We start from the raw sequence: 23,527 nt of genomic DNA, 5'->3' as shown, positions 1-23,527 counted from the left end.
GCCGCCGCCGAGGTGGCCCGCACCGCGCCGGCATAGGGTGGATCTCGTGACTGACATGACCTATCGCCGGCTGGGCGACTCCGGGCTCGTGGTGTCCGTGGTCGGCATCGGCTGCAACAACTTCGGCCGCAAGCTCGACCTCGACGGCACCCGGGCGGTGGTCGACGCCGCACTGGACGCCGGCATCACCCTCTTCGACACCGCCGACATCTACGGCGAGCCGCAGGGCGGCTCCGAGGAGCTGCTCGGGCAGGCGCTCAAGGGCCGCCGGGACGACGTGGTGCTGGCCACCAAGTTCGGCATGGACATGAACGGCCTCAACGGGCCGGACTACGGCGCGCGGGGTGCGCGGCGCTACATCGCCCGTGCGGTGGAGGCGTCGCTGCGCCGACTCGGCACCGACCACATCGACCTGTACCAGATGCACGAGCCCGACCCGGGCACCCCGATCGACGAGACCCTGGCCGCCCTGGACGACCTGGTCCGCGACGGCAAGGTGCGTTACCTGGGCAACTCCAACTTCGCCGGCTGGCAGATCGCCGACGCGGACTGGGTCGCCTCGTCCAACGGCCGGTCGCGCTTCATCAGCGCGCAGAACCACTACAGCCTGGTGGAACGCTCGGTGGAGGCCGAGGTGATCCCGGCGTGCGAGCGGTTCGGCCTCGGCATGCTGCCGTTCTTCCCGCTCGCCAACGGCCTGCTCACCGGCAAGTACAAGCGCAGCGAGCAGCCCCCGGCCGGCAGCCGGCTCTCCGGCGGTGGCCGGTACGCCGAGCGGCTCGCCGCCGCCGACTGGGACACCATCGAGGCGATCGAGGCGTACGCGGCCGAGCGGGGTCTGAGCATGCTCCAGGTGGCGATCGGTGGGCTGGCCGCCCAGCCGGCGGTGACCTCGGTGATCGCCGGTGCCACCACGCCCGAGCAGGTACGCGCCAACGCCGCCGCCGGCACCTGGGAGCCCAGCGACGAGGACCTGGCGGCGCTGCGCGCCGTCCTCTGAGCGGCGCGGCCGGGCTCTCGGTGCGGCCTGGCTCTCGGTGCGGCGCGGCGCCTTGATCCACTCGTGTTCCTGGAAGTCGCGGTGACCTGGGGCCGGGGAAGGCGCGGTTTCATGAAAGTCGAGTCGATCATGACCGCGGCCCGGTGACGCCAGCGCGGGCTGGCGGTGACCGACCAACCCGGCTCGGTGGGTGAGATGACGATGGGCCGGGCCGCTGGTTGCGGCCCGGCCCGTTTCGTCGTCAGTGTCGGTCAGTCGGCAGCCCCGGCGAGATCGTCGCGGTCTGTCGGTGCGGCGGCGAGATCGTCGTGGTCTGTCGGTGCGGCGGCGAGATCGTGGTGATCCGTCGGCGCGGCGGCGAGATCGTGGTGATCCGTCGGCGCGGCGGCGAGGTCGTCTTCGTCAGTCGGTGCGGCGGCGGCCGAACAGCATGGCCACCCCCATCGCCGCGGCGACGAGGACCAGGCCGGCCGCCGCGAACGGCCACCAGCCGGCGCCCGCCTCGCCTGCCCCGTCCGTTGGCTTGGTCACCGCGACCGGCTCGGGCGCCGGCGGTGACTGCGCCGCCCGGGCCTGCACCGTGGCGGTGGCCTTGCCCGGCAACGGGGCGGGGGAGTTCACCGTCACCTTCCAGGTGCCGGTGGAGAGGACCGGGCCGCTGCTGTAGAAGCCGTGCCCCTCGGGCTGCGGTTCCAACTGCACCGGCCCGACCTTCTGCCCGTCCGGGCCGGTGGCGGTGAGGACCAGCCGCACCACCTGTTCCAGCCGGCGGCCATCGGTGTAGCTGGCCTGGATGGTGACGCCCTGAGCGCCGTCGCCGGCCACCGTGAGCTTGAGCTTGTCGGCCTGCACCACCCGGGCCGCCGGAGCGGCTTGCGCCGCTGGGGCGCCCTGCACCACCCGGGCCGCCTGCGCCGCTGGAGCGACCTTCACGACCTGAGCGGCCTGCGCCGCCTGGGCCGCCTGGGCCGCCTGGGCGGCGTGCGCCGCCGGGGCGGCGGCGAACAGGGTCAGGGCCAGTCCGACGGACCCGGCGGCCAACACCTTGCGGATACCCGTCACGGACATCCCCTCCCTACCGATGAGGGAGGCCCCTCCCCGACGCCGCAGCGCCGGGGAGGGGCCTCGTCGGATCAGAGCTGGCGACCGGGTGCCAGCCGGGTGGCGTCGCCACCGAGCCGTCCGGTGCCCTTGACCGAGTCGCCGTCGTTCGCCTTGACCCCGGCCTTGCTGGCCGCGCCGCCGAGCCGAACGATCATGGCGTCGGCGTCCCGGATCAGGACGTCCCGGACCTCCGCCTCGGGCACCAGCGTGGTGTCAGAGGCGAGCGTCCGGAACGCGGTCAGCTGCCGTACGGCCGCCTTGTCGTCGCCGGCCGCCTCGGACGCCCGCACAGCGTCGAGCTTGTTCGACAGCTGCTTGTGCGCCTTGGTCGAGAGCCGCCCCGTCGCCTTGAACCGGTCCAGCAGACTCTGCATGTCCCGGAACGAGGTGGTGACGAAGAACCGGACCGTCGAGGTGGTCTTGTTGCCCGCCTTGTCGGTCGCGGTCACGGTCAGCTCGTGCAGGCCGAGCGACAGGTCGTACATGGCCTGCAGCGTGCCGCTGGCGTACGCCCGGCCGTCGAGCTGGCCGACCACGGTCGCGATGCCCGAGGTCGGGTCGACGGCCTGCCAGGACACCCGAACGTCCTGGCTGTCACCGTAGAGCTGGCCGTCGGCGAGACCGGAGACCAGCAGCGTCGGCTTGGTGCCGTCGATCTTCAAGACCGCCGACTTGAGCGTCTCGGCGTTGCCCGCCTTGTCGGTCGAGCGGTACAGCAGCTCGTGCTGCCCGTCACCGGTCACCTCGACCGGCGTCGTGTACGGCGTCCACGCGCCACCGTCCAACGACCACTCCACCGTCTTGACGCCGGAACCGGCGTCGGTGGAGGCCAGCACGACCGGGATGGTCCCGTTGTGCCAGCCGGCGTCGTTCGCCGGAGCGAACGTCGCCGTGGTCACCGGCGCGGTGGCGTCGATCTTGACCGAGACGGTCTTGGTCGCCTCCACGTTGCCGGCCTTGTCCGTCGAGCGGAACCGGAGCTCGTGCTCGCCGTCCCCGCTGACCGCCACCGGAGCGGTGTACGCCGTCCAGGTGGTGGCCCCGTCCAGCTGGTACTCGGTGCTGGCGAGCCCGCTACCGCCGGCCTCGTCGGCGCCGGTGAGCGTGATCGTCACCGGTCCGGTGTACCACCCGTCGGTCGGGGTGCCGGAAACCGCCGCGGTGGTCACCGGTGCGGTCTCGTCGGCCACCTCCGTGCTGAGCCGGAAGTAGTCGAACGAGGCGGTCTTCGACGCCGTCTGGTTGGCGCCGAGGGTGAACAGCCCCACCTTCGGGGTGGCACCCACCGCGGTGTTGGTCAACGCCTCCAACGCGGTCCAGGACGTCCCGTCCGCCGAGTACGACGCGGTGAACGTGTTGCCGACGCGCGCCAACCGCAGGTGCCAGACGGCGCTGGTCAGGTTGGTCACCTCCGGCTGCGGGTTCTGCACCGTACCGGCGATCTCGCTGCGGAACTCGATCCGCCGCGTCACCGCCGAGCCGGCCTGGTTGTCCGCGATGAAGTCGAACTTCAGGTAGTTGTCGTCGTCGGCCTGCACGAGCAGACCGGCCTGCTGGTACTGCTCGTTCAGCAGACTGCCGTCGACCTTCGTCTCCAGGGTCCAGTCGCCCGAAGGCGCGGTCTGGAGGATGAAGTTCTTCGGCCCGGTGTTGTCGGTGCCGTAGATGTCACCGTTGGGCACGTCGATCCGCAACGCGCCACCGGTGACCCGGTAACCGGTCGGGTCCTCCCGCAGGATCGCGTCCCACCGGCACTTGTCCAGCGTGCTGCCGTTGAACTCGTCCGACGGGTCGACCGGCCCGGCCGGGGCGTCCGGCGTCACCTGGAACGAGTCGAAGGCCGCGTCGACAACCGGTGCCTCGGTGCCACCGTTGAGCGCGAAGACCCCGATCCGCGGGTTGGTGATGCCGGCGAGCGCGGCCGAACGGCCGACCGGGGTGAACGTCTGGCCGTCGCCCGAAACGGACGCGGTCAGGTTCGTCCCGTCGCTGGTGACCCGCAGGTACACGGTGTCACCCGCCGGTGCGTTGGTGGCGTCGGCAGACTCGTTGCGCGGCGTGCCCGCCGTCTCCCGGATGAACTCCACCCGCCGGCTGCCGTTGTACAGCAGGTCCAGCTTGGCGTAGTTGTCGTCGTCGCCGTACACCAGCAGGCCGGCCTGCTGGTAGTTGGCCGTCACCGGCAGGGTGACCTTGGTGGTCATCTCCCACGCGCCGGTCGGAGCCGCCTGGAGCACCAGGTTGGTGGCGTCGTTGCGTGCGCCGTAGAGGTCACCCACGCCGGTGGGCAGCCGCAGTGCGCCGCCACTGAGCGAGTAGAGCTGGTTCTCCCGGATCACGCTCGTCCAGCGGTCCTTGTCGAGCGTGTTGCCGTTGAAGTCGTCCGAACGCGCCCCGAAGCAGGACGTGTCCGGCGCGTCGACCCGCACCGGCACCGTGGCGTACGACTTGGCGCCCTTGCTGTCGGTCACCGTGAGGGTGGCCGTGAAGGTGCCCGCGCTGGTGTAGGTGTGGCTGGCGTCCAGTGTGGTCGCCGTACCGCCGTCACCGAAGTCCCAGGCGTACGTCAGTGGGGTGTCGCCCTCGGCGTCGGTGGCCGTGCCGTCGAAGGCGACGGTGACCGGTGCGGTGCCGGTGGCCGGGGTGGCAGTGGCACTGACCACCGGCGGCCCGTTCTCGGTGACACCGCGGCCGACGAAGTCCATCCAGTTGACGTTGAACAGCGAACCCGATCCGCCGTTCGGGTCGCGGGCCAGGAAGTACAGCGAGCCGCTCGCGGCGCCGGTGACCGGTGCGCTCACGTCCGTGTACGTCTGCCACGCGCCGGTCGCCGGCACGGTGGCCGTGGCGACCACCGGTCCGTCAACCGCACCGGCGCGAACCTCGATCCGACCGCCAGCGGCGGCGGAGGCGGCCCGGAACCGGATCTCGGTGATGTTGGTCAGGTCCGCCGGGGCGAGCGACCACCAGTCGCCGTCCTCGATGAACCCGATGTTCTGACCGCCGCCGGCGGTGTCGGCGCCGGTTTCCCGCTGCACGCCGGCGTCGCCGCCGCCGGTGCTCACCGGTGCCCGCCCGGTGGCGGTGAAGAACTCGGCCTGCTTGCGCTTGGGCTGCAGCACCTCGATGACCCGACCGGTGAGCGGGCTGGCGCCGCCGGCGCCACCGTCGTCGGTGTAGGTGGCCTCGAAGACCGCGAAGACGTTCGCCTCGGCGCCGTGCCCGGAGGCGAGCGACGTCTGGACGGTGCCGGTGCAGCCGGTGTGCTGCTCCAACGGGTGGGCGTGCTCGTCGTGACCCAGGAGCACCTGGAGGTTCACCCGGTCACAGTCGATCTCCCCGTCCTCCGGGTCGGTCACCTTGATCGAGTAGCGGACCTGGTCACCCCACTCGAAGAACCCGCCGTCCGGCGGGAACTCGATGGTCACCGTCGGGGACGTGTTGCCCACGGTGACCGGAACGTTGGCCACCGCGGTACGGCCCTTGGGGTTGGTGACGGTGAGCTGGGCGGTGTAGTTGCCCGCCGTGGCGTACGTGTGGGTCGGGTTCGCCTCGGTGGAGGTCTGCCCGTCGCCGAAGGCCCAGGCGTAGGTGAGCGTGCCACCGTCCGGGTCCCGGGATCCGGCGCTGGAGAAGGTCACCGTCAACGGCGCCGCACCCGAGGTCGGGGTGGCGGACGCCGCAGCGATCGGTGCGCGGTCCCCGGCGGTGTAGTCGATCCGGTAGACGCCCGAGTTGTCGTTGTTGCCGCCGAAGCCGCTGCCCCACTCGATCAGGTACAGCGCGCCGTCGGGGCCGAACTCGAAGTCCATCGGCCGGACCATGGTCATCCCGGTGAGCAGCTGGTTGATGTCCACCAACGACTTGCCGTCGGGGGTCAGCTGCATCGTGTACATCTTGTTCTGGTTCCACTCGCCGAGCAGCGCCTTGCCGTCGTAGTACGCCGGCCACTTGCGCGTCGAGTTGAGGTCGGCGTCGTAGCGGTAGACCGGGCCGCCCATCGGGGCGCCACCGCCGCCGATCTCCGGGTAACGCGCGTCACCGGCGTACCCGTAGTCGACGGTCGCGGGGACGACCGGCGGGAGGTTGGTCAGGCCGGTGTTGTTGGGCGAGTTGTTCACCGGCGCGGCGCAGTCGAACTTCGCGCCGCTCGGGCCGGACGGGAACGTGTAGTCGTTGTAGGCCTCGTTCGTCCCGGTGCAGTACGGCCAGCCGTAGTTGCCGGGGGTCACGATGTTCCACTCGACCAGGCCCCGAGGGCCGCGGTTCGGGTTGTCGGAGTTGGCGTCCGGCCCGTAGTCCGCGACGTACAGCGTGTTGGTCTTCGGGTCGGTGCCGATCCGGAACGGGTTGCGGAAGCCCATCGCGTAGATCTCGGGACGGGTCTTCTCGGTGCCCGGCGCGAACAGGTTGCCGGCCGGAACGGTGTACGTCCCGTCGTCCTCCGGGTGGATCCGGATCACCTTGCCGCGCAGGTCGTTCGTGTTGGCCGAGGTGCGCTGCGCGTCGTAGTCCTGGCGGCCGGCCCGCTCGTCGATCGGCGAGTACGAGTTCGACTCGAACGGGTTGGTGTTGTCGCCGGTGGCCAGGTACAGGTTGCCCTCGCCGTCGAAGGTCATGCTGCCACCGGCGTGGCAGCAGGTGTTGCGCTGGGTGTCGACCCGCAGCACCTGCTTCTCGCTGGCCGGGTCGATGGTGTCACCGGTCACCGTGAAGCGGGACAGCAGGTTGCGGGTGACCCCGTCGTTCGGGGCGTAGTACAGGTACACCCACTTGTTGGTGGCGAAGTCCGGGTCGAGCCGGATGCCGATCAGGCCGTCCTCGTTGCCGGTGAAGACGTCCAGGTCGACGGCGGTGACGGTGTTGCCGGTGTCCGGCTTGATGATCTGCACCCGACCGTCGCGCTCGATGTAGAAGACCCGCCCGTCGGGGGCGATGTCCAGCTCCATCGGGTTGCTGGTGTTGCTGTCCAGGGAGACCTTCTCGAAGTTGGAGGTCTTCGAGGCGCCACAGTCGGCGTCCACCACACCGGCGGCGCTCTGGATGCCGCCGAGCAGGTGGGAGAGGAAGCCGGGCTCGGCGTACGACTCCCGGGTGTGCCCCAGACCGGTGTACCAGGAGCGGCCACCGTCGTAGTCCTGACACCAGGCGACCGGGTGGTCGGCACCCATCGCGCCGGCGCCGGGGGTGTAGCTCTTCTCGTCCAGGCTGGCCAGCACGTGCACGTCCGGCCGGGGGTTGCTCTGGTAGTTGTACCACTCGTCGAAGCGGGACCAGCGGTCCGGCAACTCCGCAGTGGACGGGTGGGCGTGGTCCTCCACCTTGACGGTGGCCGTCTGGTTCTGCGGGTGGTTGGCGAAGTACGCGCCGACCAGGTCGCCGTACCAGGCCCAGCTGTACTCGGTGTCCGACGCGGCGTGGATGCCGACGTAACCACCGCCGGCCTTCACGTAGCGCTCGAACGCCGCCTGCTGCTCGGCGTTGAGCACGTCACCGGTGGTGGAGAGCCAGATCACCGCCTTGTACTTCGCCAGGTTGGCGTCGTTGAATGCGGCGCCGTCCTCGGAGTTGTCAACGGTGAATCCGTTGGCGGCGCCGAGTTGTTGGATGGCGGCGATGCCGGTGGGGATGGAGTCGTGCCGGAAGCCGGCGGTCTTGGAGAAGACGAGGACGGAGTAGGGATCGGCTGCGGCCTTTGGCGCCTTCGGCGCCACCTGGCTGACCGGGGCTGCGGCTTTCGCATCCCGTGGGGGGACCTGGGCGGCCGCCTGGGCGGGCGTGCCGAACAGGGTGGTCGAGGCCATGGCCAGGGAGATCAGGGTTGCGGTGATGGGTACGCGGGCACGACGAGAACGGGACACGCCGCCTCCTGTGTCGTAGTGACAGAGCTCGCGGGAGTCGGCTCGCCGAAGGCCGTCCCTGATGGAGCCGGTGGTGACGCCGTGCCAGGGTGCCCCCACCGACATTTTGTCGAATCGCTGAACAAATTAATTCGGCTGGCTCGATGTCGGGCAAGATGCGGACGGGTAACGGTTCTGCAACGGCGGGCGACATTCCGAACAGGACCGCATGAAGTGCCCCATGGATCTTGATCGTTCTGATGTGGTCCGGCCCGCCGGCCGCCGCCGACCCGGCACCTTGGCAGGCCGGCGGATCTGTCGTACGGTGACACGCAAGTAACCCACGGGAGCCCGGTGTACCGGGCTGAGAGGGGGGCTGACAGCCCCCGACCGTCGAACCTGATCCGGGTAATGCCGGCGCAGGGAGGAGTGTTGCCGTGCCGTCCCTGGGGCGATTGCATCTCATCACCGACACCCGACCCGGGCGTGACCCACTCGCCGTGGTCCGGGCCGCCCTCAGCGCGGCCCGTGCCGAGCTGGTGGTGCAGGTCCGGGTGGAGGATTCCGCCACCGACCGTGAGGCGTACGACCTGGCCCGACGGGTGCTGGCGCTGTGCACCTCGTACGGGGCGTCCTGCCTGGTCAACGACCGGTTGCACGTGGCGCTGGCGGTGGGCGCCGCCGGTGGCCACGTCGGCGCCGACGACCTGCCGGTCGCCGCCGCCCGCCGGGTGCTCGGCCCCACCGGCGTGCTGGGCGCCACCGCCCGCGCGCCGGGCACCGCGGGCGAGGCCGTCGCGGCGGGAGCCAGCTACCTCGGCGTCGGACCGTGCCACACCACCAGCACCAAGACCGGTCTGCCGGATCCCATCGGGCCCTCCGGGGTACGTGCCGTCGTCGACGCCGTCGACGTGCCGGTCATCGCGATCGGTGGAGTGACCGCCGCCCGGGTGCCGGCGCTGCGGGCCGCCGGGGCGTACGGGGTGGCGGTGGTCGGTGCCGTCTCCGCCGCCGCCGACCCGGCACTGGCGACCGCCGCGCTGATCGAGGCCCTGACGTGCTGACCGGCCGGTTCCCGTCAGCGCCGTCGAGCGACCGGGTCCGGCCGGACGTGGCAGTGGTGGGGGCGGGGCCGATCGGGCTCGCGATCGCCTGGCGCTGCGCCGCGCGAGGGCTGCGGGTGGCGGTGCACGATCCCGCACCCGGCTCGGGGGCGTCGTCGGTGGCCGCCGGGATGCTCTCCCCGGTCGCCGAGGCGTACTTCGGCGAACGGCAGCTGACCGCGTTGCTGGTGGCGTCCGCCGAGCGCTGGCCGGCGTTCGCCGCCGAGCTGACCGAGGCGACCGGAGTCGGGATCGGCTACCGGACCGAGGGCACACTGATGGTCGGCCTCACCGGCGACGACCTGGCCGAGGCGCGCCGGCTCTGGGCGTACCAGCAGGGGTTGGGCCTGCCGGTGACGCCGCTGCGCCCCAGCGAGCTGCGCGACCGCGAACCGGCGCTCGCCCCCCGGGTGCGCGGCGGCGCGCTCGCGCCCACCGACCACCAGGTCGACCCCCGGCTGCTGGTGCCGGCGCTGCGCACGGCCGCGCAGCGGGCCGGCGTGGTGCTCGTGCCGCAACCGGTCCGGCAGCTGTCCGATCTGGACGCCGGTGTCACGGTGGTCGCCGCCGGCTGCGGGGCCGCCGCGCTCACCGGCCTGCCGGTGCGGCCGGTGAAGGGTCAGATCCTCCGGCTCCGCGCGCCCGACGGCCTCGCGCCGGGCTTCCGGCACGTGATCCGGGGGTACGCCGACGGCGAGCACGTCTACCTGGTGCCCCGCGACGACGGCGAGGTGGTGCTCGGCGCGACTGTCGAGGAGCGGTCGGACACCACGGTCACCGCGGGCGCGGTGCAGCGGCTGCTGCGCGCCGGGGTCGACCTGCTGCCCGAACTGGCCGAGTACGACCTGGTCGAGGCCGTCGCCGGGCTGCGCCCGGGCACCCCGGACAACGCGCCGATCCTCGGCCCGCTGCCCGACCGGCCGGACGTGCTGGCCGCCACCGGGCATCACCGGCACGGCATCGTGCTCACCCCGATCACCGCCGACCTGATCGCCGACCTGGTGCTCGGCGGCGGACCCGACCCACTGCTCACGCCCTTGCGGGCGGACCGCTTCGGCCCGACCGGTGCCGTCGTGGGCGGACCTGAACCGACGATGGAGGGGGACCCGTGGAGTTGACGGTGAACGGGGCCGGGCGCAGCGTTCCCGCCGGCGCGTCAGTGGCGGACCTGGTCGGCGACATCGTGCCGCACCCACGGGGGGTGGCGGTCGCGGTCAACGGCGAGGTGGTGCCGCGCACCGGCTGGCCTACCCGGGCGCTGCGAGACGGTGACCGGGTCGAGGTGCTCACCGCGGCGCAGGGCGGGTGAGCGGCGTGCCGTTCGAGCTGGGTGGGGAGACCTTCACCTCACGGTTGATCCTCGGCACCGGCGGCGCCGCGAACCTGCACGTGTTGGAGCAGGCGATCCGGGCGTCCGGCACCGAGCTGGTCACAGTGGCGCTGCGCCGGGTGGGCACCGCGCCGGGCTCCACCGGTGGACTGCTGGAACTGCTGGACCGGTGCGGCGTACGCCTGCTGCCGAACACCGCCGGCTGCCACACCGCGACCGAGGCGGTGAAGGTGGCCCGGCTGGCCCGGGACGCGTTCGACACCGACTGGGTCAAGCTGGAGGTGATCGGCGACGAGCGGACCCTCCTGCCCGACGGGGTGGAGTTGCTCCGCGCCGCCGAGGAGTTGGTCGCCGACGGCTTCACCGTGCTGCCGTACACCAGTGACGACCCGGTGCTCGCCCGCCGCCTCGCCGACGTGGGCTGCGCCGCGGTCATGCCGGCCGGCTCGCCGATCGGTTCCGGGCTCGGCGTCGGCAACCCGCACCACATTCGGCTCATCCGGCAGGGTGTGGACGTGCCGGTGATCCTCGACGCCGGCATCGGCACCGCGTCCGACGCGGCCCTGGCGATGGAGCTGGGCTGTGACGGGGTGCTGCTGGCCAGTGCGGTCACCCGGGCGGCCGATCCGGTGGCGATGGCCACCGCCATGCGGTACGCGGTCGAGGCGGGCCGGCTGGCCGCCGGGGCCGGCCGGATCGAGCGCCGTTTCCACGCGCTCGCCTCCACCCCCGACGAGGGAAGACCCGAGCTGTGACAGCGCCGTCCGGGGTTGTCGTGTTGACCGATCGGCTCGTCGCGCGGGGCGGGCTCGACCGGGTCGTGGCCGCGGCGGTGGCCGGGGGAGTGCGCTGGGTGGTGCTGCGGGAGAAGGACCTGCCCCGTGCCGAACGCGCCGCCCTCGCCGCCGACCTGCGCGCGATCCTCGCCGACGTCGGCGGAACCCTCGTCGTGGCCGGCCCGGACCCGCTCGGCGGCGACGCCGTGCACCTGCCCGCCGCCGGCCCGTACCCACCGCCATCCCACCAGCTGGTCGGCCGCTCCTGCCACAACCAGACCGAGCTGACCCGCCTCACCACCGAGCACTACGCCACCATCTCCCCGGTCCACCTCACAAAGACAAAACCGGGCTACGGCCCACCCCTGGACGTCGCGGGACTGCGCAATCTGGTCGAGGTCAGCAACGTGCCAGTGCTGGCACTGGGCGGCATCGAGACACCAGAACAGGTAACCGCCTGCGTCGAGGCGGGAGCCGTCGGAGTAGCAGTCCTGGGCGCACTGATGCGAGCCAAAGACCCCGCCGAAACAGCCGCCACCCTGACCAGCGCCTATGCCAAGGCGGTCACCCCCAAGCTGACCCAAACCCGGCACGGGGTCACCCAGGTCCCCACGTCAGGGCTGCGGCCGACCGTGCCCACGCAGGGATCAAGCCTGACCGCCCGGAGTGGGCACGGTCGGCCGCAGCCCCAAACCGCAACCAACCACGGCCCGCCGCAGCCCCAAACCGCAACCAGAGACTCAGGAAAATGACCCCGAGCACGATCCTCACCATCGCCGGCTCGGACTCCGGCGGCGGCGCCGGCATCCAGGCCGACCTCAAGGTCTTCGCCGCGCTGGGCGCGTACGGCACCAGCGTCCTCACGGCGGTCACCGCGCAGAACACCCGGGGCGTCGACGCGGTACTGCCGCTGCCCCCGCGCACTGTCACCGAGCAGTTGGACAGCGTGCTCACCGATTTCACAGTCGCCGCGGTGAAGACGGGGATGCTCGGCACCCCGGCGATCGCTGACGTGGTGGCCGAGGCGGCCCGGGACGGCCGGTTGCCGCAACTCGTCGTCGATCCGGTGCTGGTCGCCACGAGCGGTCACCGGCTCGGCGTGGTGGGCGCGGTGGAGCGGCTGTTGCCGTACGCCACTGTGGCGACCCCGAACTGCGCGGAGGCGGCGGCGATCACCGGACGCCCGGTGGACGACGTGGCCGCGATGGTCGTGGCCGCCGAGGCTCTGGCGGCCGGCGGCCCGGAGTACGTGGTGGTCACGGGCGGTGACCTCGACGGGGGCGAGGCGGTCGACGTGCTGCACGGCGCCGGGGTCACCACGGTGTTGCGCGGACCCCGGGTGAACACCCGGCACACCCACGGCACGGGGTGTTCGTTCTCCGCGGCCATCGCGGTGCGGCTCGGTCGGGGCGACGCGGTGCCGGTCGCCGTGGGGGCCGCCAAGGAGTACGTGCTCCGTGCGCTGTCCGGCGCGCGGGGCTGGGAGCTGGGCGCGGGGCGCGGGCCGCTGAACCACTTCGGCTGGTCCGCCTGATCACCAGGAGGCTGTCATGCACGCACGAGGCAAGGTGTACGTCGAGGGTTCGCGGCCGGATGTCCGGGTGCCGTTCGCGGAGGTGGGGCTGACTGGTGATCTGCCACCGGTGCGGCTCTACGACACGTCGGGTCCTGGTTCGGACCCGGAGGTGGGGCTGCCGCCGTTGCGGGGGCCGTGGATCGCCGAGCGGGGTGATGTGGCGCCGGTGCGGGGGCCGGGCACCCCGCTGGCCGGAATGGACGGTCGCCGGCCGACGCAGCTGGCGTACGCGCGGGCCGGTGTGGTGACGCCGGAGATGGAGTTCGTGGCGATCCGGGAGAACGTCGACCCGGAACTCGTTCGGTCCGAGATCGCCGCCGGCCGGGCGGTGCTCCCGCTCAACGTCAACCACCCGGAGTGCGAGCCGGCGATCATCGGAAAGGCGTTCCTGGTCAAGGTGAACGCCAACATCGGCACCTCGGCGGTCAGTTCGTCGGTCGCGGAGGAGGTGGAGAAGCTGACCTGGGCCACCCGCTGGGGCGCGGACACCGTGATGGACCTGTCCACCGGTAAGCGCATCCACGAGACCCGGGAGGCGATCGTGCGGAACTCCCCGGTGCCGATCGGAACCGTGCCGATCTACCAGGCGTTGGAGAAGGTCGGCGGCGACCCGGTGAAGTTGAGCTGGGACGTGTTCCGGGAGACCGTGATCGAGCAGGCCGAGCAGGGTGTGGACTACATGACAGTGCACGCCGGTGTGCTCCTGCCGTACGTGCCGCTGGCCGTGAACCGGGTGACCGGGATCGTGTCCCGTGGCGGTTCGATCATGGCGGCGTGGTGCCTGGCGCATCACGAGGAGAACTTCCTCTACACCTACTTCGAGGAGTTGTGCACGCTTCTCGCGAAGTACGACGTGACGTTCTCCCTCGGCGACGGGTTGCGCCCCGGCTCCATCGCCGACGCCAACGACGAGGCGCAGTTCGCCGAGCTGCGTACCCTCGGCGAGCTGACGAAGGTCGCCTGGGAGCACGACGTCCAGGTGATGATCGAGGGCCCCGGTCACGTACCGATGCACAAGATCAAGGAGAACGTGGACCTTCAGCAGGAGTGGTGCCACGAGGCGCCCTTCTACACGCTCGGTCCGTTGACCACCGACATCGCGCCGGCGTACGACCACATCACCTCGGCGATCGGCGCCGCGATGATCGGCATGTTCGGCACCGCGATGCTCTGCTACGTCACGCCGAAGGAGCACCTCGGCCTGCCGGACCGGGACGACGTGAAGGCGGGCGTGATCGCGTACAAGATCGCGGCCCACGCGGCGGACCTGGCCAAGGGGCATCCCGGCGCGCAGGCCTGGGACGACGCCCTGTCGAAGGCGCGGTTCGAGTTCCGCTGGGAGGACCAGTTCAACCTCTCGCTGGACCCGGAGACGGCCCGCTCGTACCACGACGCGACACTGCCCGCCGAGCCGGCGAAGACCGCGCACTTCTGCTCGATGTGTGGCCCGAAGTTCTGCTCCATGAAGATCACCCAAGAGCTCAAGGAGTACGCGGCGCGCGGCATGAAGGACAAGTCGGACGAGTTCATCTCCGGCGGTAGCCGGGTCTACCTGCCGCTCGCCTGACCTGCCCGCTGGGCCGGGCCGTCAGTGGTCCGGTGCGCGGGTTGCCGTGGGTTGATCGACTCGGGTTCATGAATGTCGGGTCGTCCGGGTGACTGTGTCAGCCCGGACGACCCGAGTCGATCGGTCAGTCGCGGTGGTGTCGGCCGCTGGAGCGCAACGACCGGCGGCCGTTCTCCTGCTCGGGCTCGTTGTCCGACACCGGCTTGCTCAGCCCGGCGACCCAGTCGACGAATTCCTCGTCCTGGGTGGCCAGCGGCTCGGCCGCATCCGACGTCTTCGGGCCCTCCTCGTCGGCACGGGACCGGTTGCGGCGGAACAGCCCACCGAGTCGTCCTCGCCGGGAGGGTTGCTCCGCCACCTGTGCCGGTGACGTGGCGTCGGCACCCGCCGGATCGCCGGTGCCGCTGTCGGTCGCACCGGCGGGCGCGCCCACCGTCCCCGGCAACTCCGTCGGCTTCGGGTGTTGGGCCGCTACTGTCGGCTCGCTGGTGCCGGTCGAGGTCGTCCGTGCCGACGAGCTGTCCTGCGGTTCCGTCGACCTGGCGCGCCGGGAGGTGTCGAACGCGTTCCAGGTGCCGGCCCGGCTCAGATCCGGCAACGGTGCCCGATGCCGGGGCCTGGGCGTCGGCTCGGTCGGCTCGTCGGGCCCCCTCGAACCGTCCGACGCCGTCGTCTCGGGCTCGGCGGCCTGCGGTGGCACCGTCCACGCCGAGGTGACCGGCCAGGCCGACGGTGCGGGCGTCCAGCGGTCCGTGTCCGGGTCATCGGCGGCGGTGGCCCCGAACAACCCGGCGGCGGGAACCTCGGGGGCGGGCCCGGCGCTGTCGGTGCCCCCGGCGATCACCGAGTCACTGGTCGGGTCGGCCGGTGCTGTCGAGCTGCCCGTGCCGGTCTTCGGAGCGCGTGGGGAGGCGGTGGCCGCCGCGGCAGAGTCGCCGGTCGCTGTCGGTTTCGCCGGTGCTCGCGCCGCGTCAGCTGGGGCGGTCGGTGCGTGTGTCGCCCCGGCGGTGGTGGTCGGTGCCTCGGCGGTTGCCGTGGCCGGTGACTCGGCGTCGGCCGGCACCGGCGTCGTGCCGCCTCCGGCGGCCGTCGAGCGGGCCGGCGTTCGCTTCGAGCCGGTGGCCGTTGCTCGCCGCCCGCCGGGAGCGGTGCTGCGGGCTGCTGCCGTGCCGGCGTCAGCAGCCGACGTGGGCTCGGACGTCGCGCTCGACCGCTCACCCGGGCTCTCCTGGCCGGGCACCGCAGTGGCGGTGGCCGCGTCGGAGCCAACGCTGTCGGCGGACCTGCCCGGCCCGGTCGCCCTCGTGGCGCGGCCGGTGGCCGTCTCGTCGGCGCTCGTCTCGGGGGTGCTCGTCTCGGGGGTGGCCGTCGTGTCGGTGAGGGACGTGCCGTCAGCCACGGCGTCCGGGTCGGTCTTCGGCTTGCGGGCTCGCCGCGGCTTGATCGTCTGCGGCGGCTCGGGCGTGCCGTGGCCGGTCGTGCCCGTCCCGGATGCGCCCGTGCCGGTCGTGTGCGTGCCGGTCGTGTCCGTGCCGGGTGCGTCGGTGCTGGTCGTGTGCGTGCCGGTCGTGTCCGTGCCGGGTGCGTCGGTGCTGGTCGGGGTGGCGGCCTTGCGGGTGGTGCGCCGACCGGTCAGCTTGCCGCTCGTGCCCGTCGCCACGCTGTCGGTCGGCCCGTCGGCCGCTCGGCCGCCTGCCGGGTTGGTGGCGTCGGTGCGTCCGGCGGCGCTGCTGGTCGCGGTGGCGGCACTGGCGTCGGTGCTGGCCGAGGGCCCGGTCGTGGCCGGGGCGTCACCGTCGCGCACCGAGGGCGTCTGGGCTGCCGCGGCGAGTTCCCCGGTCGGCGCGGTCAGCCAGGCAGCGGACTGAGTCGGACCGGCGGGAGACAACGAACCAGCGGAAGACAGCGGATCAGCGGGGGACAACGGACCAGCGGGAGACGCCGGGCCAGCGGGAGACGCCGGGCCAGCGGGGGACAACGGGCCGGCGGGGGACAGCGGATCCGCCGGAGACGGCGGGGTGGAGGCGGACGGAGCAGCGGCGGGAGTCGGGCCGTGCTGGCCGCTCGCTGTGGTCCCCGGCCAGTCCCAGTGGGCCGGGACGGTGCGTACGCCCTCGGGGTCGCCCGTCGGCCACGGGCCGGCGACGACGCCCGGCTGCGCGCGGGTGGACAGTTCGGCGTTGGCCGACTCCGGGTCGGCGCGCTCGGCGGTGTCCCGATCGTTCGCCGGCGTGGCGTCGGGCAACGCCGGGCCGGCGGGCAGTGGGCGCAGGATGGCGGTGGGCTTGATCGCCTGCGGATCGGTGGTACGGGTGCCCGTCGGCCAGCGCAGCAGCGCGGCGGCGGCCGCGCCGAGTGCTCCGGCGAGGATCGCGATCAACGAGCCGTAGTAGGGGGTGGCCTGGTAGCGGTCCACCGCGTCACCCGGACCGGCGGTCAGGTAGGCGAACGCCACCAGCACCGGACCGGCCACCCCGGTGGCCCCGCTGACCAGTGGGGCCTGGCCGCGCCAGCGAGCCAGCCCGGCGGTCGCCGCGCCGGCCAGCAGCGCCACGGTGGGCAGCAGGAGCAGCGCCAGCCGCTGGGCGGCGGCGTCGCCGAGCCAGCTCGGCTCCAGCACGCCGAGCCGGACGGTCGGCAGCGGGCCGACAGTGCCGAGCGACGGCAGGACGGAGATGAGCGCCAGCAGCCAGACCGCGCCGGCCACTGCCGTCATGTTCCAGCCCAGCTCGGGCCGGAACAGGACGGCGATCGCCGCGCCCGCCCCGATCACCGCACCGACCATGGCGCAGATGCCCACCGCCCAGACCGGGTCGACGGAGATCAGCTCCGCGGCGCGGGCGGGCTGCATGCAGAGCGGGGCGATGACTGTGGCGCCGAGCGCCGCCGCGCCACCGACCGCCAACTGCCGGCCGGTGCTGGCCGCCGGAACGTCGCGGCGGGCGAGGCGTCCGGTCAGGACGGCACCGGCCACGGCGGCGTTCGCGGCGAACCAGCCCACCCAGACGAGCTGGGCCGGCCACTGGTTGACTGTCGTACCGGTGAATGCGCCGGTCAGGCGGACGATGCCGAAACCGTACGCGACGCCGAGCTGGCCGGCTCCGGCCAGCACGCTCACCCCGAGCGCCGTGAGCAGCAGTTTGCCCCAGGTCCGAAAGGCCATGTCCGGCACGTTACGCACCTGGTACACCCGATAGCCAACGGCGCGCCGCGCGGCACGCCGGTGGCCACCGGCGGGTCTACTTGAGTTCGACCAGCCGGGCCAGGTAAGTCGTATCCCCGACATTGGTCAGCATGTGCACCGCGCCCGGGTCCCGGTAGACCACCCCGCCGGTGGGCTCGTCGGCGTCGATCCGGGTGCCGTCGACGGTCTGTACGACGTTCTTGGCGCCCTCGATCGCCACCACCAGGTAGGGGTGGTCGTGCCGGTGCAGCGGTTGCCGCTCGCCCGGTTCGAGGCGGATGTGCCAGACCCGGACCCGGTCGTTCTCGTACACGATCTCCTGACCCACCGGTCCGAGTTCGGTTCCGTCGATCACGTCGGTCATCGTGCTCCGTCCAGTTGGGGCAGCACCTCGGCGGCGATCAGCTCAAGGTGGTCGAGATCATCGAAGTCGATCAGGCGCAGGTGGACCCGCGTGGTGCCGATGGCGGCGAACTCGTTGATCCGTTGCGCGAGTTGCGCGGGGGAGCCGACCACCGGGTCCTCCGGAGGCAGCGCGCTCTTCTCGTGCAGGGGCGCGGCCCGACGCTGGGCCTCCGCGTCGGTGCGGCCGATGGCGACGACGATGCCGGCGGAGAGCACCAACGGGTCGCGCCCGGACTCCGCCCGTCCGGTCCGCTCACACGCCTCGCGCACCCGGTCGTACGCCTCGGCGGTGACGGCCACGGACTTGAACGGCATGTTGAACTCGTCGGCGTACCGGGCGGCCAGTTCGGGTGTGCGCTTGGGGCCGCGCCCGCCCACGATGATCGGCGGGCCGGGAACCTGCACCGGCTTGGGCAGCGCGGGAGCGTCCACCAGCCGGTAGTGGTCGCCGGTGAAGGTGTACGTCTGGCCGGGCGGGGTGCCCCACAAACCGGTGATCACCTCCAGCTGCTCGGCGAGCCGGTCGAAGCGCTCGCCGACCGCCGGGAACGGGATGCCGTACGAGGTGTGCTCGCGCTCGTACCAGCCGGCGCCGATGCCCAGGTCGACCCGGCCACCGCTCATCTGGTCGACCTGCGCGACCATCACCGCGAGCGGGCCGGGCAGGCGGAACGTGGCCGACGTCACCAGGGTGCCGAGCCGGATCCGTTCGGTTTCCCGGGCCAGGGCGGCGAGGGTCAGCCAGGCGTCCGTCGGGCCGGGCAGGCCCGGGTCCGCGCCCATCGACTGGTAGTGATCGGCGCGGAGGAAGCCCTCGTAGCCGCAGGCCTCAACCAGCCGGGCGAACCGGAGCTGGGTGTCGTAGCTGGCGCCACGGTTCGGCTCGGTGAAGACCGACACCCGCATGGTCAGTGTCCTTCCGCGCCGACGGAGGCCGGCTGCTCGCGTTCCATCAGCAGTTCGTGCAGGTCGGCACTGACCTGGGCGACGTCGGCCAGGTGGGCGTTGCGGCCCAGGGTGCGGGGCCGGGGGATGGCCACCTCGACGACCTTGCGGATCCGGCCGGGACGGGGGCTCAGCACGACCACCCGGTCGGCGAGCAGCACCGCCTCGTCGATCGAGTGGGTGACGAAGACGATCGTCGGCTTGTTCTCCATGTGCACCCGCTGGAGTTCGCCGGAGAGTTCCTCGCGGGTGAGCGCGTCCAGCGCGGAGAACGGCTCGTCCATCAGCATCACCCGGGGCTCGCCGATCAGCGACCGGCACAGTGACACCCGCTGCTGCATGCCGCCGGAGAGCTCGTGCGGCAGCCGCTTCTCGAAGCCGGCCAACCCAGCCACGTCGAGCAGTTGCCGGGCCCGTTCCCGGTGCTTGGCGCGGCTCCAGCCGAAGATCTCCACGGGCAGCAGGACGTTGTCCAGCACGGTGCGCCAGGGCAGCAGCGCCGGCTTCTGGAACAGCATGGCGATGTCCTGGCGCGGGCGGGTGATTGGCGTACCGGCGACGGTGATCTCACCGGCGCTCAGCGGGAGCAGGCCGGCGATCAGCCGCAGCAGAGTGGACTTGCCGCAGCCGGAGCGGCCGAGCACGGCGACGAACTCGCCCTCGGCGACGTCGAGGTCGATGCCGCGCAGCGCCTCCACCCGGCCGGACCGGCCCTCGAAGGTTCGGGACACCCCGGACAGTCGGATCATCTCCGGCGTACCTCCGCTGAGTCGAGGGTCAGGAATCCGACAAAGGCTAACCGCCGTGTCGAGGTATGGCACCGGCTGGGGTGGTCGTCATGTTGTTTCCGTTCCGCAACCCGATACGCCTGGCGTCACAACTGTGGGTTTCTCGTACGCTGTGCCCGCGAAGAGTCCCCTCACGACGGCGGAGCCCGGCTTCCACCCCTCTCGCCGGCCCGTCATAACAACCCCCTCCGGTGGCCTGCCGGCCCCGGTCGGAAAGGACATGGTGCACTGATGAGAAGGCTGACCCGTACGGTCGCTACGGCCGCGCTGGCCACCGCCCTCGCCCTTGTCTCCGCCTGCAGCAGCGGGTCGGATTCGGCCGACGACGTCAAGGGCGGCGACGGCAAGGCGCTGGAGAAGGTGACCTACCTCACCTCGTTCGGCAACTTCGGCCGTGACTCCTACGCCTGGGTGGCAAAGGACAAGGGCTTCTTCAAGGAAGCCGGCTTCGACGTCGAGATCAAGGCCGGCCAGGGCACCGGCGGCGTGATCCAGACCGTCGTCGGCGGCCAGGCCGACTTCGGCCCGATCGACCTCACCGGCGGTCTGCTCCAGCTCGGCAACGGCCAGGCGAAGGACTTCACCGCGGTGGCCGCGATCCAGCAGCGCACCATGGCGGGCATCGCCACCGTCGAGGGCAAGAACATCAGCTCCCCGAAGGACCTGGAGGGCAAGAAGCTCGCCGACACCCCCGGGTCCGTGGTCCGCAACCTCTTCCCGACGTACGCCCGGCTCGCCGGTGTGGACGCGACCAAGGTGACCTGGGTCAACGGTGAGGCGCAGAACCTGATCGGCACGCTGGCCTCCGGCTCGGTGGACGGCATCGGTCAGTTCGTCGTCGGTCAGCCGACCATCGAGGCGGCGGCCAAGAAGAAGGCCGTCATGCTGCCGTACAGCAACGTGATGCAGGACCTCTACGGCAACGTGCTGATCACCTCCTCGAAGATCGCCAAGGAGAAGCCCGAGATGGTGAAGCGGTTCACCGCGGCGCTGCTCAAGGGCCTCGAGTACAGCCTGGCGAACTCCAAGGAGGCCGCCGACATCCTGAAGAAGAACGTCGACGCCACCAACCCGGTCTCCGCCGCCGCCGAGCTGGACCTGATGGCCGCGTACGTCCGCTCCGGCAACACCGGCACCGCGATCGGCACCCTGGACAGCGGCCGGGTCGCCAAGAGCATCGCCATCCTGCAGGGCGCCGGCGCGCTGAAGCAGAACATCACCCCCGAGCAGATCATCGACTTCAGCCTCGCGCCGAAGGCCTGATCGTCCGGTCGTCATCAGGGGGTACGTTCCGCCGATCCCGGTGGGGCGTACCCCCGACGCTCGTCGGCCCCCGGCGGGCCGTGGGATTTCGAGGAGGACAGAGATGACCGACGTCCGGTCAGCGGACCCGGCGGTGGCGGAAACCCCGCCTCCCAACGCCGGCCCCGAGGCGGGGCGCGCGGGTCGAGGCGCCGGCCTGCGCGCCGGTGCCGATGCGGTGCTGCCCGCGGTCGGCATCCTGACCGCGCTGGCGGCGTGGTGGCTGGTCGCCCGGCTGGAACTGGTTCACCCGGTCGCCCTGCCGCCGCCCGGTGACGTGCTCAACGCGTTCGTCGAGAAGCCCGTCCAGTTGTTGGAGCACACCTGGGACACCACGCTGGAGATCCTGACCGGCTTCGCCCTCTCGGTGGTCGCCGGTGTGCTGATCGGGCTCGCCCTGGCCAGCTCCCGCACTGTGGAGCGGATGTTCACCCCGCTGCTCGTCGCGGTGAACGCGGTGCCCAAGATCACATTGGGTCCACTGCTGGTGGTGGCGCTGGGCTGGGGCCAGAAACCGATCCTGACCATGGTGTTCCTGCTCTGCTTCTTCCCGATCGTGCTCTCCACCGCGACCGGGCTGACCACCACGCCGGCCGACCTGGCCGAACTGGTGCGCTCCTGGAACGCCTCCCGCTGGCAGGCGTTCCGCAAGGTGCGCTTCCCGGCCGCGCTGCCGCAGATCTTCGTCGGGCTCAAGGTGGGCATGCCGCTGGCCGCTATCGGCGCGGTGATCGGTGAGTTCCAGGCCGGTGAGAGTGGCCTGGGCTACGTCATCACGCAGTACGCGGGCATCGGCGACGCCGCCACCGCCTGGGCGGCGATCATGCTGGTGGCGCTGGTGAGCATCCTGCTCTACTCGGCGCTCCTGCTGATCGAGCGAATCGCCCTGCCCTGGGTCCGAGAAACCACCAGCAGCCGCTGAAGGCAAACCAACAACAGAAGAGATCAATCCCAGAAAACGCGAAGGGCCGGCCTCCCATCGGAGGCCGGCCCTTGTCGCGTCGAAGCCGCAGGCGAGTCAGGTGTGGCCGACCGTGCCCGGCGCAGGGATCAAGCCTGACCGCCCGGAGCCGGGCACGGTCGGCCACACCCCCCACCCGGCACCCCGACAAGCCCTGCCAGATGAAAGGCCCAAGCGTCTACCCCGCCAGCCGCCAGCGACCATTGCGGGCGACAAGCGTGGTGAGCGCCTGCGGCATCAGGCCGCTGTGGTTGTCCGGAGTCATGCGGATCGGGCCGGACAGACCGTCCATCTGGGACGTCTCCAGCACGTCCCGAATGCCGTTGCGGTCGACCTTCCCGATCTCGCCGCCGGCGCGCAGTTCGGCGTCGGCGATGAGCTGGACGGCGTCCGCGGCGAAGGACGAGGACCCGTTGTAGCCGCCGAAGCGTGCCGTGTAGTCCTGGAACCACTGCCGCCGCGCGGCCTTGGCCGGCGTGGTCGCGATCACGTCGTCGATCACCATCGTCTGCGTGAAGATCAGCGTCGCCTTCTCGGTCGCCTTGGCGGCCGCGCCGAGGAAGAGGTCCCCGGCCGCTCCCGCGTCGAAGTAGATCGACCCACGGAAGGTGGTCTGCTGGGCGCTGGCGGCGGCCAGGGTCGCCTGCTCCGGCGGGGTCCAGAAGACCATCGCGTCGGGCTTGCCCGAGGCGAGCTGCTGCACCTGCCGGTTCACGTCGGTGTCGGTGGTCTTGATCCGCTGCTGCCGGAGCGAGATGTTTGCCTTGTCCAGCTCGCTCTTGAGGGCGGTCGCGCCCTCCTGGCCGTAGTCGTCGTCGCTGACCAGCATCCCCACCTTGCGGATGTTGTTGCGGCGCAGTTCGGTGGTCAGCGCGGCGGCGCTGTCCGGGGCGTTAGGGCCCAGCTTGAACACGTAACGCCGTTCGGCGACCGGTGCCGCGATCGCGCCGGAAGCGGCTAGCGCAATGGTGGGAATCCGCTTCTCGTTGATGGTGCCGACCGCACCGACCGCACATTCGTTGCAGCCGCCCATGATGATGGCGCTGACCCGCGAATCGTTGCTGAAGTCGACGATGTTGCGAAGTGACTCGGCGGAGTCGGAACGGTTGTCCTTGACCGTCAGCTTGATCTCCCGGCCGTTCAGTGCTCCGGAGGAGTTCAACTGCTCGACCTTGAGTTCGAGGGCTCGCTGGTATGTCCGGCCAACAGTGGCTGCGGCGCCGGACAGTTCGAGATCAGCGGCGATCACGATCGGACTCGTGTCCTGCTCTGCCTCGCCGAACTGGCAGCCGGTGAGCGTGGTGGCCACTACGGCCGATGCGAGCGCCGCGATGGTCGCGGAGCGGATGGGGCTCAACTCAGTCCTCCAGGTGCGGGCGCGGGCGCTGCCCGGTCACCGCCGCTAATCCGTCCTCAGTGGAGGGCGGGATCTTCTCTGCCGTACGGTGTGCGCGAAGCCTGCAAAACCTTGCCAATGGCCGGCGCTGTGGTCAAGCGCGGACCCCGGTGGCATTTTCGGGACGGCCATCCCACATGCTGGGGTAACGCAATGTTTGCAAAAGCTCACTTTGCATACACGCGTGACCACTCTGGAGTTACATGCCCTGTTCAGGGGCTTGCGGAAATGAAGGTATCAGTTGACCGGA

Annotated in this window: 17 protein-coding genes and 1 riboswitch; of the genes, 10 read left to right on the top strand and 7 right to left on the bottom strand. The window is 71.5% G+C overall.

Features of this window, described 5'->3' with window-relative positions; all coding sequences use genetic code 11:
• Window positions 1-37: 37 nt before the first annotated feature.
• On the top strand, window positions 38-1,000 hold the full coding sequence (locus tag KBX26_RS03690; protein ID WP_210864743.1) for an aldo/keto reductase: 963 nt from the start codon (window positions 38-40) through the stop codon (window positions 998-1,000).
• 402 nt (window positions 1,001-1,402) lie between these two features.
• Here KBX26_RS03690 and KBX26_RS03685 read toward each other — a convergent pair whose 3' ends face one another.
• Both KBX26_RS03685 and KBX26_RS03680 read right to left on the bottom strand, forming a co-directional pair.
• Window positions 1,403-2,062: a hypothetical protein gene (locus tag KBX26_RS03685; RefSeq protein WP_210864742.1), complete on the bottom strand. Its 660-nt coding sequence runs from the start codon at window positions 2,060-2,062 to the stop codon at window positions 1,403-1,405.
• Between the two features lie 71 nt (window positions 2,063-2,133).
• On the bottom strand, window positions 2,134-7,965 hold the full coding sequence (locus KBX26_RS03680) for a ThuA domain-containing protein (protein WP_210864741.1): 5,832 nt from the start codon (window positions 7,963-7,965) through the stop codon (window positions 2,134-2,136).
• 312 nt (window positions 7,966-8,277) lie between these two features.
• Window positions 8,278-8,387: riboswitch (TPP riboswitch) on the top strand.
• Between KBX26_RS03680 and thiE the strand changes: the two genes are divergently transcribed.
• The 7 genes from thiE to thiC all read left to right on the top strand — a co-directional run bounded on the left by thiE (window position 8,382) and on the right by thiC (window position 14,296).
• A complete protein-coding gene (gene thiE / locus KBX26_RS03675) occupies window positions 8,382-9,008 on the top strand; it encodes a thiamine phosphate synthase (RefSeq protein ID WP_030329941.1) in 627 nt (208 codons plus the stop codon). It overlaps the preceding riboswitch by 6 nt.
• Entirely contained in the window at window positions 9,002-10,165 is a 1,164-nt protein-coding gene (gene thiO, locus KBX26_RS03670; RefSeq protein WP_374224201.1) for a glycine oxidase ThiO, read from the top strand. Before thiE ends, thiO begins: the two co-directional genes overlap by 7 nt.
• Window positions 10,156-10,356: a sulfur carrier protein ThiS gene (gene thiS / locus KBX26_RS03665; RefSeq protein WP_030329946.1), complete on the top strand. Its 201-nt coding sequence runs from the start codon at window positions 10,156-10,158 to the stop codon at window positions 10,354-10,356. Before thiO ends, thiS begins: the two co-directional genes overlap by 10 nt.
• The gene (locus KBX26_RS03660) at window positions 10,353-11,132 is read left to right on the top strand and encodes a thiazole synthase (protein WP_030329948.1); all 780 of its coding nucleotides are present in this window, start codon (window positions 10,353-10,355) and stop codon (window positions 11,130-11,132) included. Before thiS ends, KBX26_RS03660 begins: the two co-directional genes overlap by 4 nt.
• Window positions 11,129-11,905, top strand: a complete 777-nt coding sequence (locus tag KBX26_RS03655) for a thiamine phosphate synthase (protein WP_210864740.1) — start codon at window positions 11,129-11,131, stop codon at window positions 11,903-11,905. Before KBX26_RS03660 ends, KBX26_RS03655 begins: the two co-directional genes overlap by 4 nt.
• Complete coding sequence (gene thiD, locus KBX26_RS03650; RefSeq protein WP_210864739.1) at window positions 11,902-12,687, top strand: bifunctional hydroxymethylpyrimidine kinase/phosphomethylpyrimidine kinase; 786 nt, start codon at window positions 11,902-11,904, stop codon at window positions 12,685-12,687. The genes KBX26_RS03655 and thiD overlap by 4 nt, the downstream gene beginning before the upstream one ends.
• A 16-nt stretch (window positions 12,688-12,703) precedes the next feature.
• Window positions 12,704-14,296 carry a phosphomethylpyrimidine synthase ThiC gene (gene thiC / locus KBX26_RS03645; RefSeq protein WP_030329954.1) on the top strand — a complete coding sequence of 531 codons (1,593 nt, stop codon included), beginning with the start codon at window positions 12,704-12,706 and terminating at the stop codon, window positions 14,294-14,296.
• Between the two features lie 124 nt (window positions 14,297-14,420).
• Here the strand turns inward: thiC and KBX26_RS03640 are convergent, their stop codons facing one another.
• The 4 genes from KBX26_RS03640 to KBX26_RS03625 form a co-directional block, all read right to left on the bottom strand.
• Window positions 14,421-17,459, bottom strand: coding sequence for a hypothetical protein (locus tag KBX26_RS03640; RefSeq protein ID WP_210864738.1), 3,039 nt, complete (start codon window positions 17,457-17,459; stop codon window positions 14,421-14,423).
• Window positions 17,460-17,535: 76 nt separating this feature from the next.
• Window positions 17,536-17,844, bottom strand: a complete 309-nt coding sequence (locus KBX26_RS03635; protein ID WP_030329959.1) for a cupin — start codon at window positions 17,842-17,844, stop codon at window positions 17,536-17,538.
• The gene (locus KBX26_RS03630) at window positions 17,841-18,791 is read right to left on the bottom strand and encodes an LLM class F420-dependent oxidoreductase (protein WP_030329961.1); all 951 of its coding nucleotides are present in this window, start codon (window positions 18,789-18,791) and stop codon (window positions 17,841-17,843) included. The genes KBX26_RS03635 and KBX26_RS03630 overlap by 4 nt, the downstream gene beginning before the upstream one ends.
• A gap of 2 nt (window positions 18,792-18,793) precedes the next feature.
• Entirely contained in the window at window positions 18,794-19,579 is a 786-nt protein-coding gene (locus KBX26_RS03625; RefSeq protein WP_030329963.1) for an ABC transporter ATP-binding protein, read from the bottom strand.
• Window positions 19,580-19,849: 270 nt separating this feature from the next.
• On the opposite strand from KBX26_RS03625, the gene KBX26_RS03620 reads away from it, so the two are divergent.
• Window positions 19,850-20,881 carry an ABC transporter substrate-binding protein gene (locus tag KBX26_RS03620; protein WP_030329966.1) on the top strand — a complete coding sequence of 344 codons (1,032 nt, stop codon included), beginning with the start codon at window positions 19,850-19,852 and terminating at the stop codon, window positions 20,879-20,881.
• Window positions 20,882-20,984: 103 nt separating this feature from the next.
• A complete protein-coding gene (locus KBX26_RS03615) occupies window positions 20,985-21,842 on the top strand; it encodes an ABC transporter permease (RefSeq protein WP_030329969.1) in 858 nt (285 codons plus the stop codon).
• A 217-nt stretch (window positions 21,843-22,059) separates the two neighbouring features.
• Here the strand turns inward: KBX26_RS03615 and KBX26_RS03610 are convergent, their stop codons facing one another.
• Window positions 22,060-23,238 carry an ABC transporter substrate-binding protein gene (locus KBX26_RS03610; protein ID WP_030329971.1) on the bottom strand — a complete coding sequence of 393 codons (1,179 nt, stop codon included), beginning with the start codon at window positions 23,236-23,238 and terminating at the stop codon, window positions 22,060-22,062.
• Window positions 23,239-23,527 lie beyond the last annotated feature (289 nt).

Source organism: Micromonospora sp. C97 (assembly GCF_018070385.1).
In the GTDB taxonomy this organism is placed as follows: Bacteria; Actinomycetota; Actinomycetes; order Mycobacteriales; family Micromonosporaceae; genus Micromonospora; species Micromonospora parva.
This window is presented reverse-complemented; position numbering and strand designations above follow the sequence as displayed.

Excerpts from the sequence above, each read along its gene's own strand:
- KBX26_RS03625 (WP_030329963.1), bottom strand. The coding sequence starts at position 19,579 with ATGATCCGACTGTCCGGGGTGTCCCGAACCTTCGAGGGCCGGTCCGGC.
- KBX26_RS03635 (WP_030329959.1), bottom strand. The coding sequence starts at position 17,844 with ATGACCGACGTGATCGACGGAACCGAACTCGGACCGGTGGGTCAGGAG.
- KBX26_RS03615 (WP_030329969.1), top strand. The coding sequence starts at position 20,985 with ATGACCGACGTCCGGTCAGCGGACCCGGCGGTGGCGGAAACCCCGCCT.
- thiC (WP_030329954.1), top strand. The coding sequence starts at position 12,704 with ATGCACGCACGAGGCAAGGTGTACGTCGAGGGTTCGCGGCCGGATGTC.
- KBX26_RS03620 (WP_030329966.1), top strand. The coding sequence starts at position 19,850 with ATGAGAAGGCTGACCCGTACGGTCGCTACGGCCGCGCTGGCCACCGCC.
- KBX26_RS03640 (WP_210864738.1), bottom strand. The coding sequence starts at position 17,459 with ATGGCCTTTCGGACCTGGGGCAAACTGCTGCTCACGGCGCTCGGGGTG.
- thiD (WP_210864739.1), top strand. The coding sequence starts at position 11,902 with ATGACCCCGAGCACGATCCTCACCATCGCCGGCTCGGACTCCGGCGGC.
- KBX26_RS03630 (WP_030329961.1), bottom strand. The coding sequence starts at position 18,791 with ATGCGGGTGTCGGTCTTCACCGAGCCGAACCGTGGCGCCAGCTACGAC.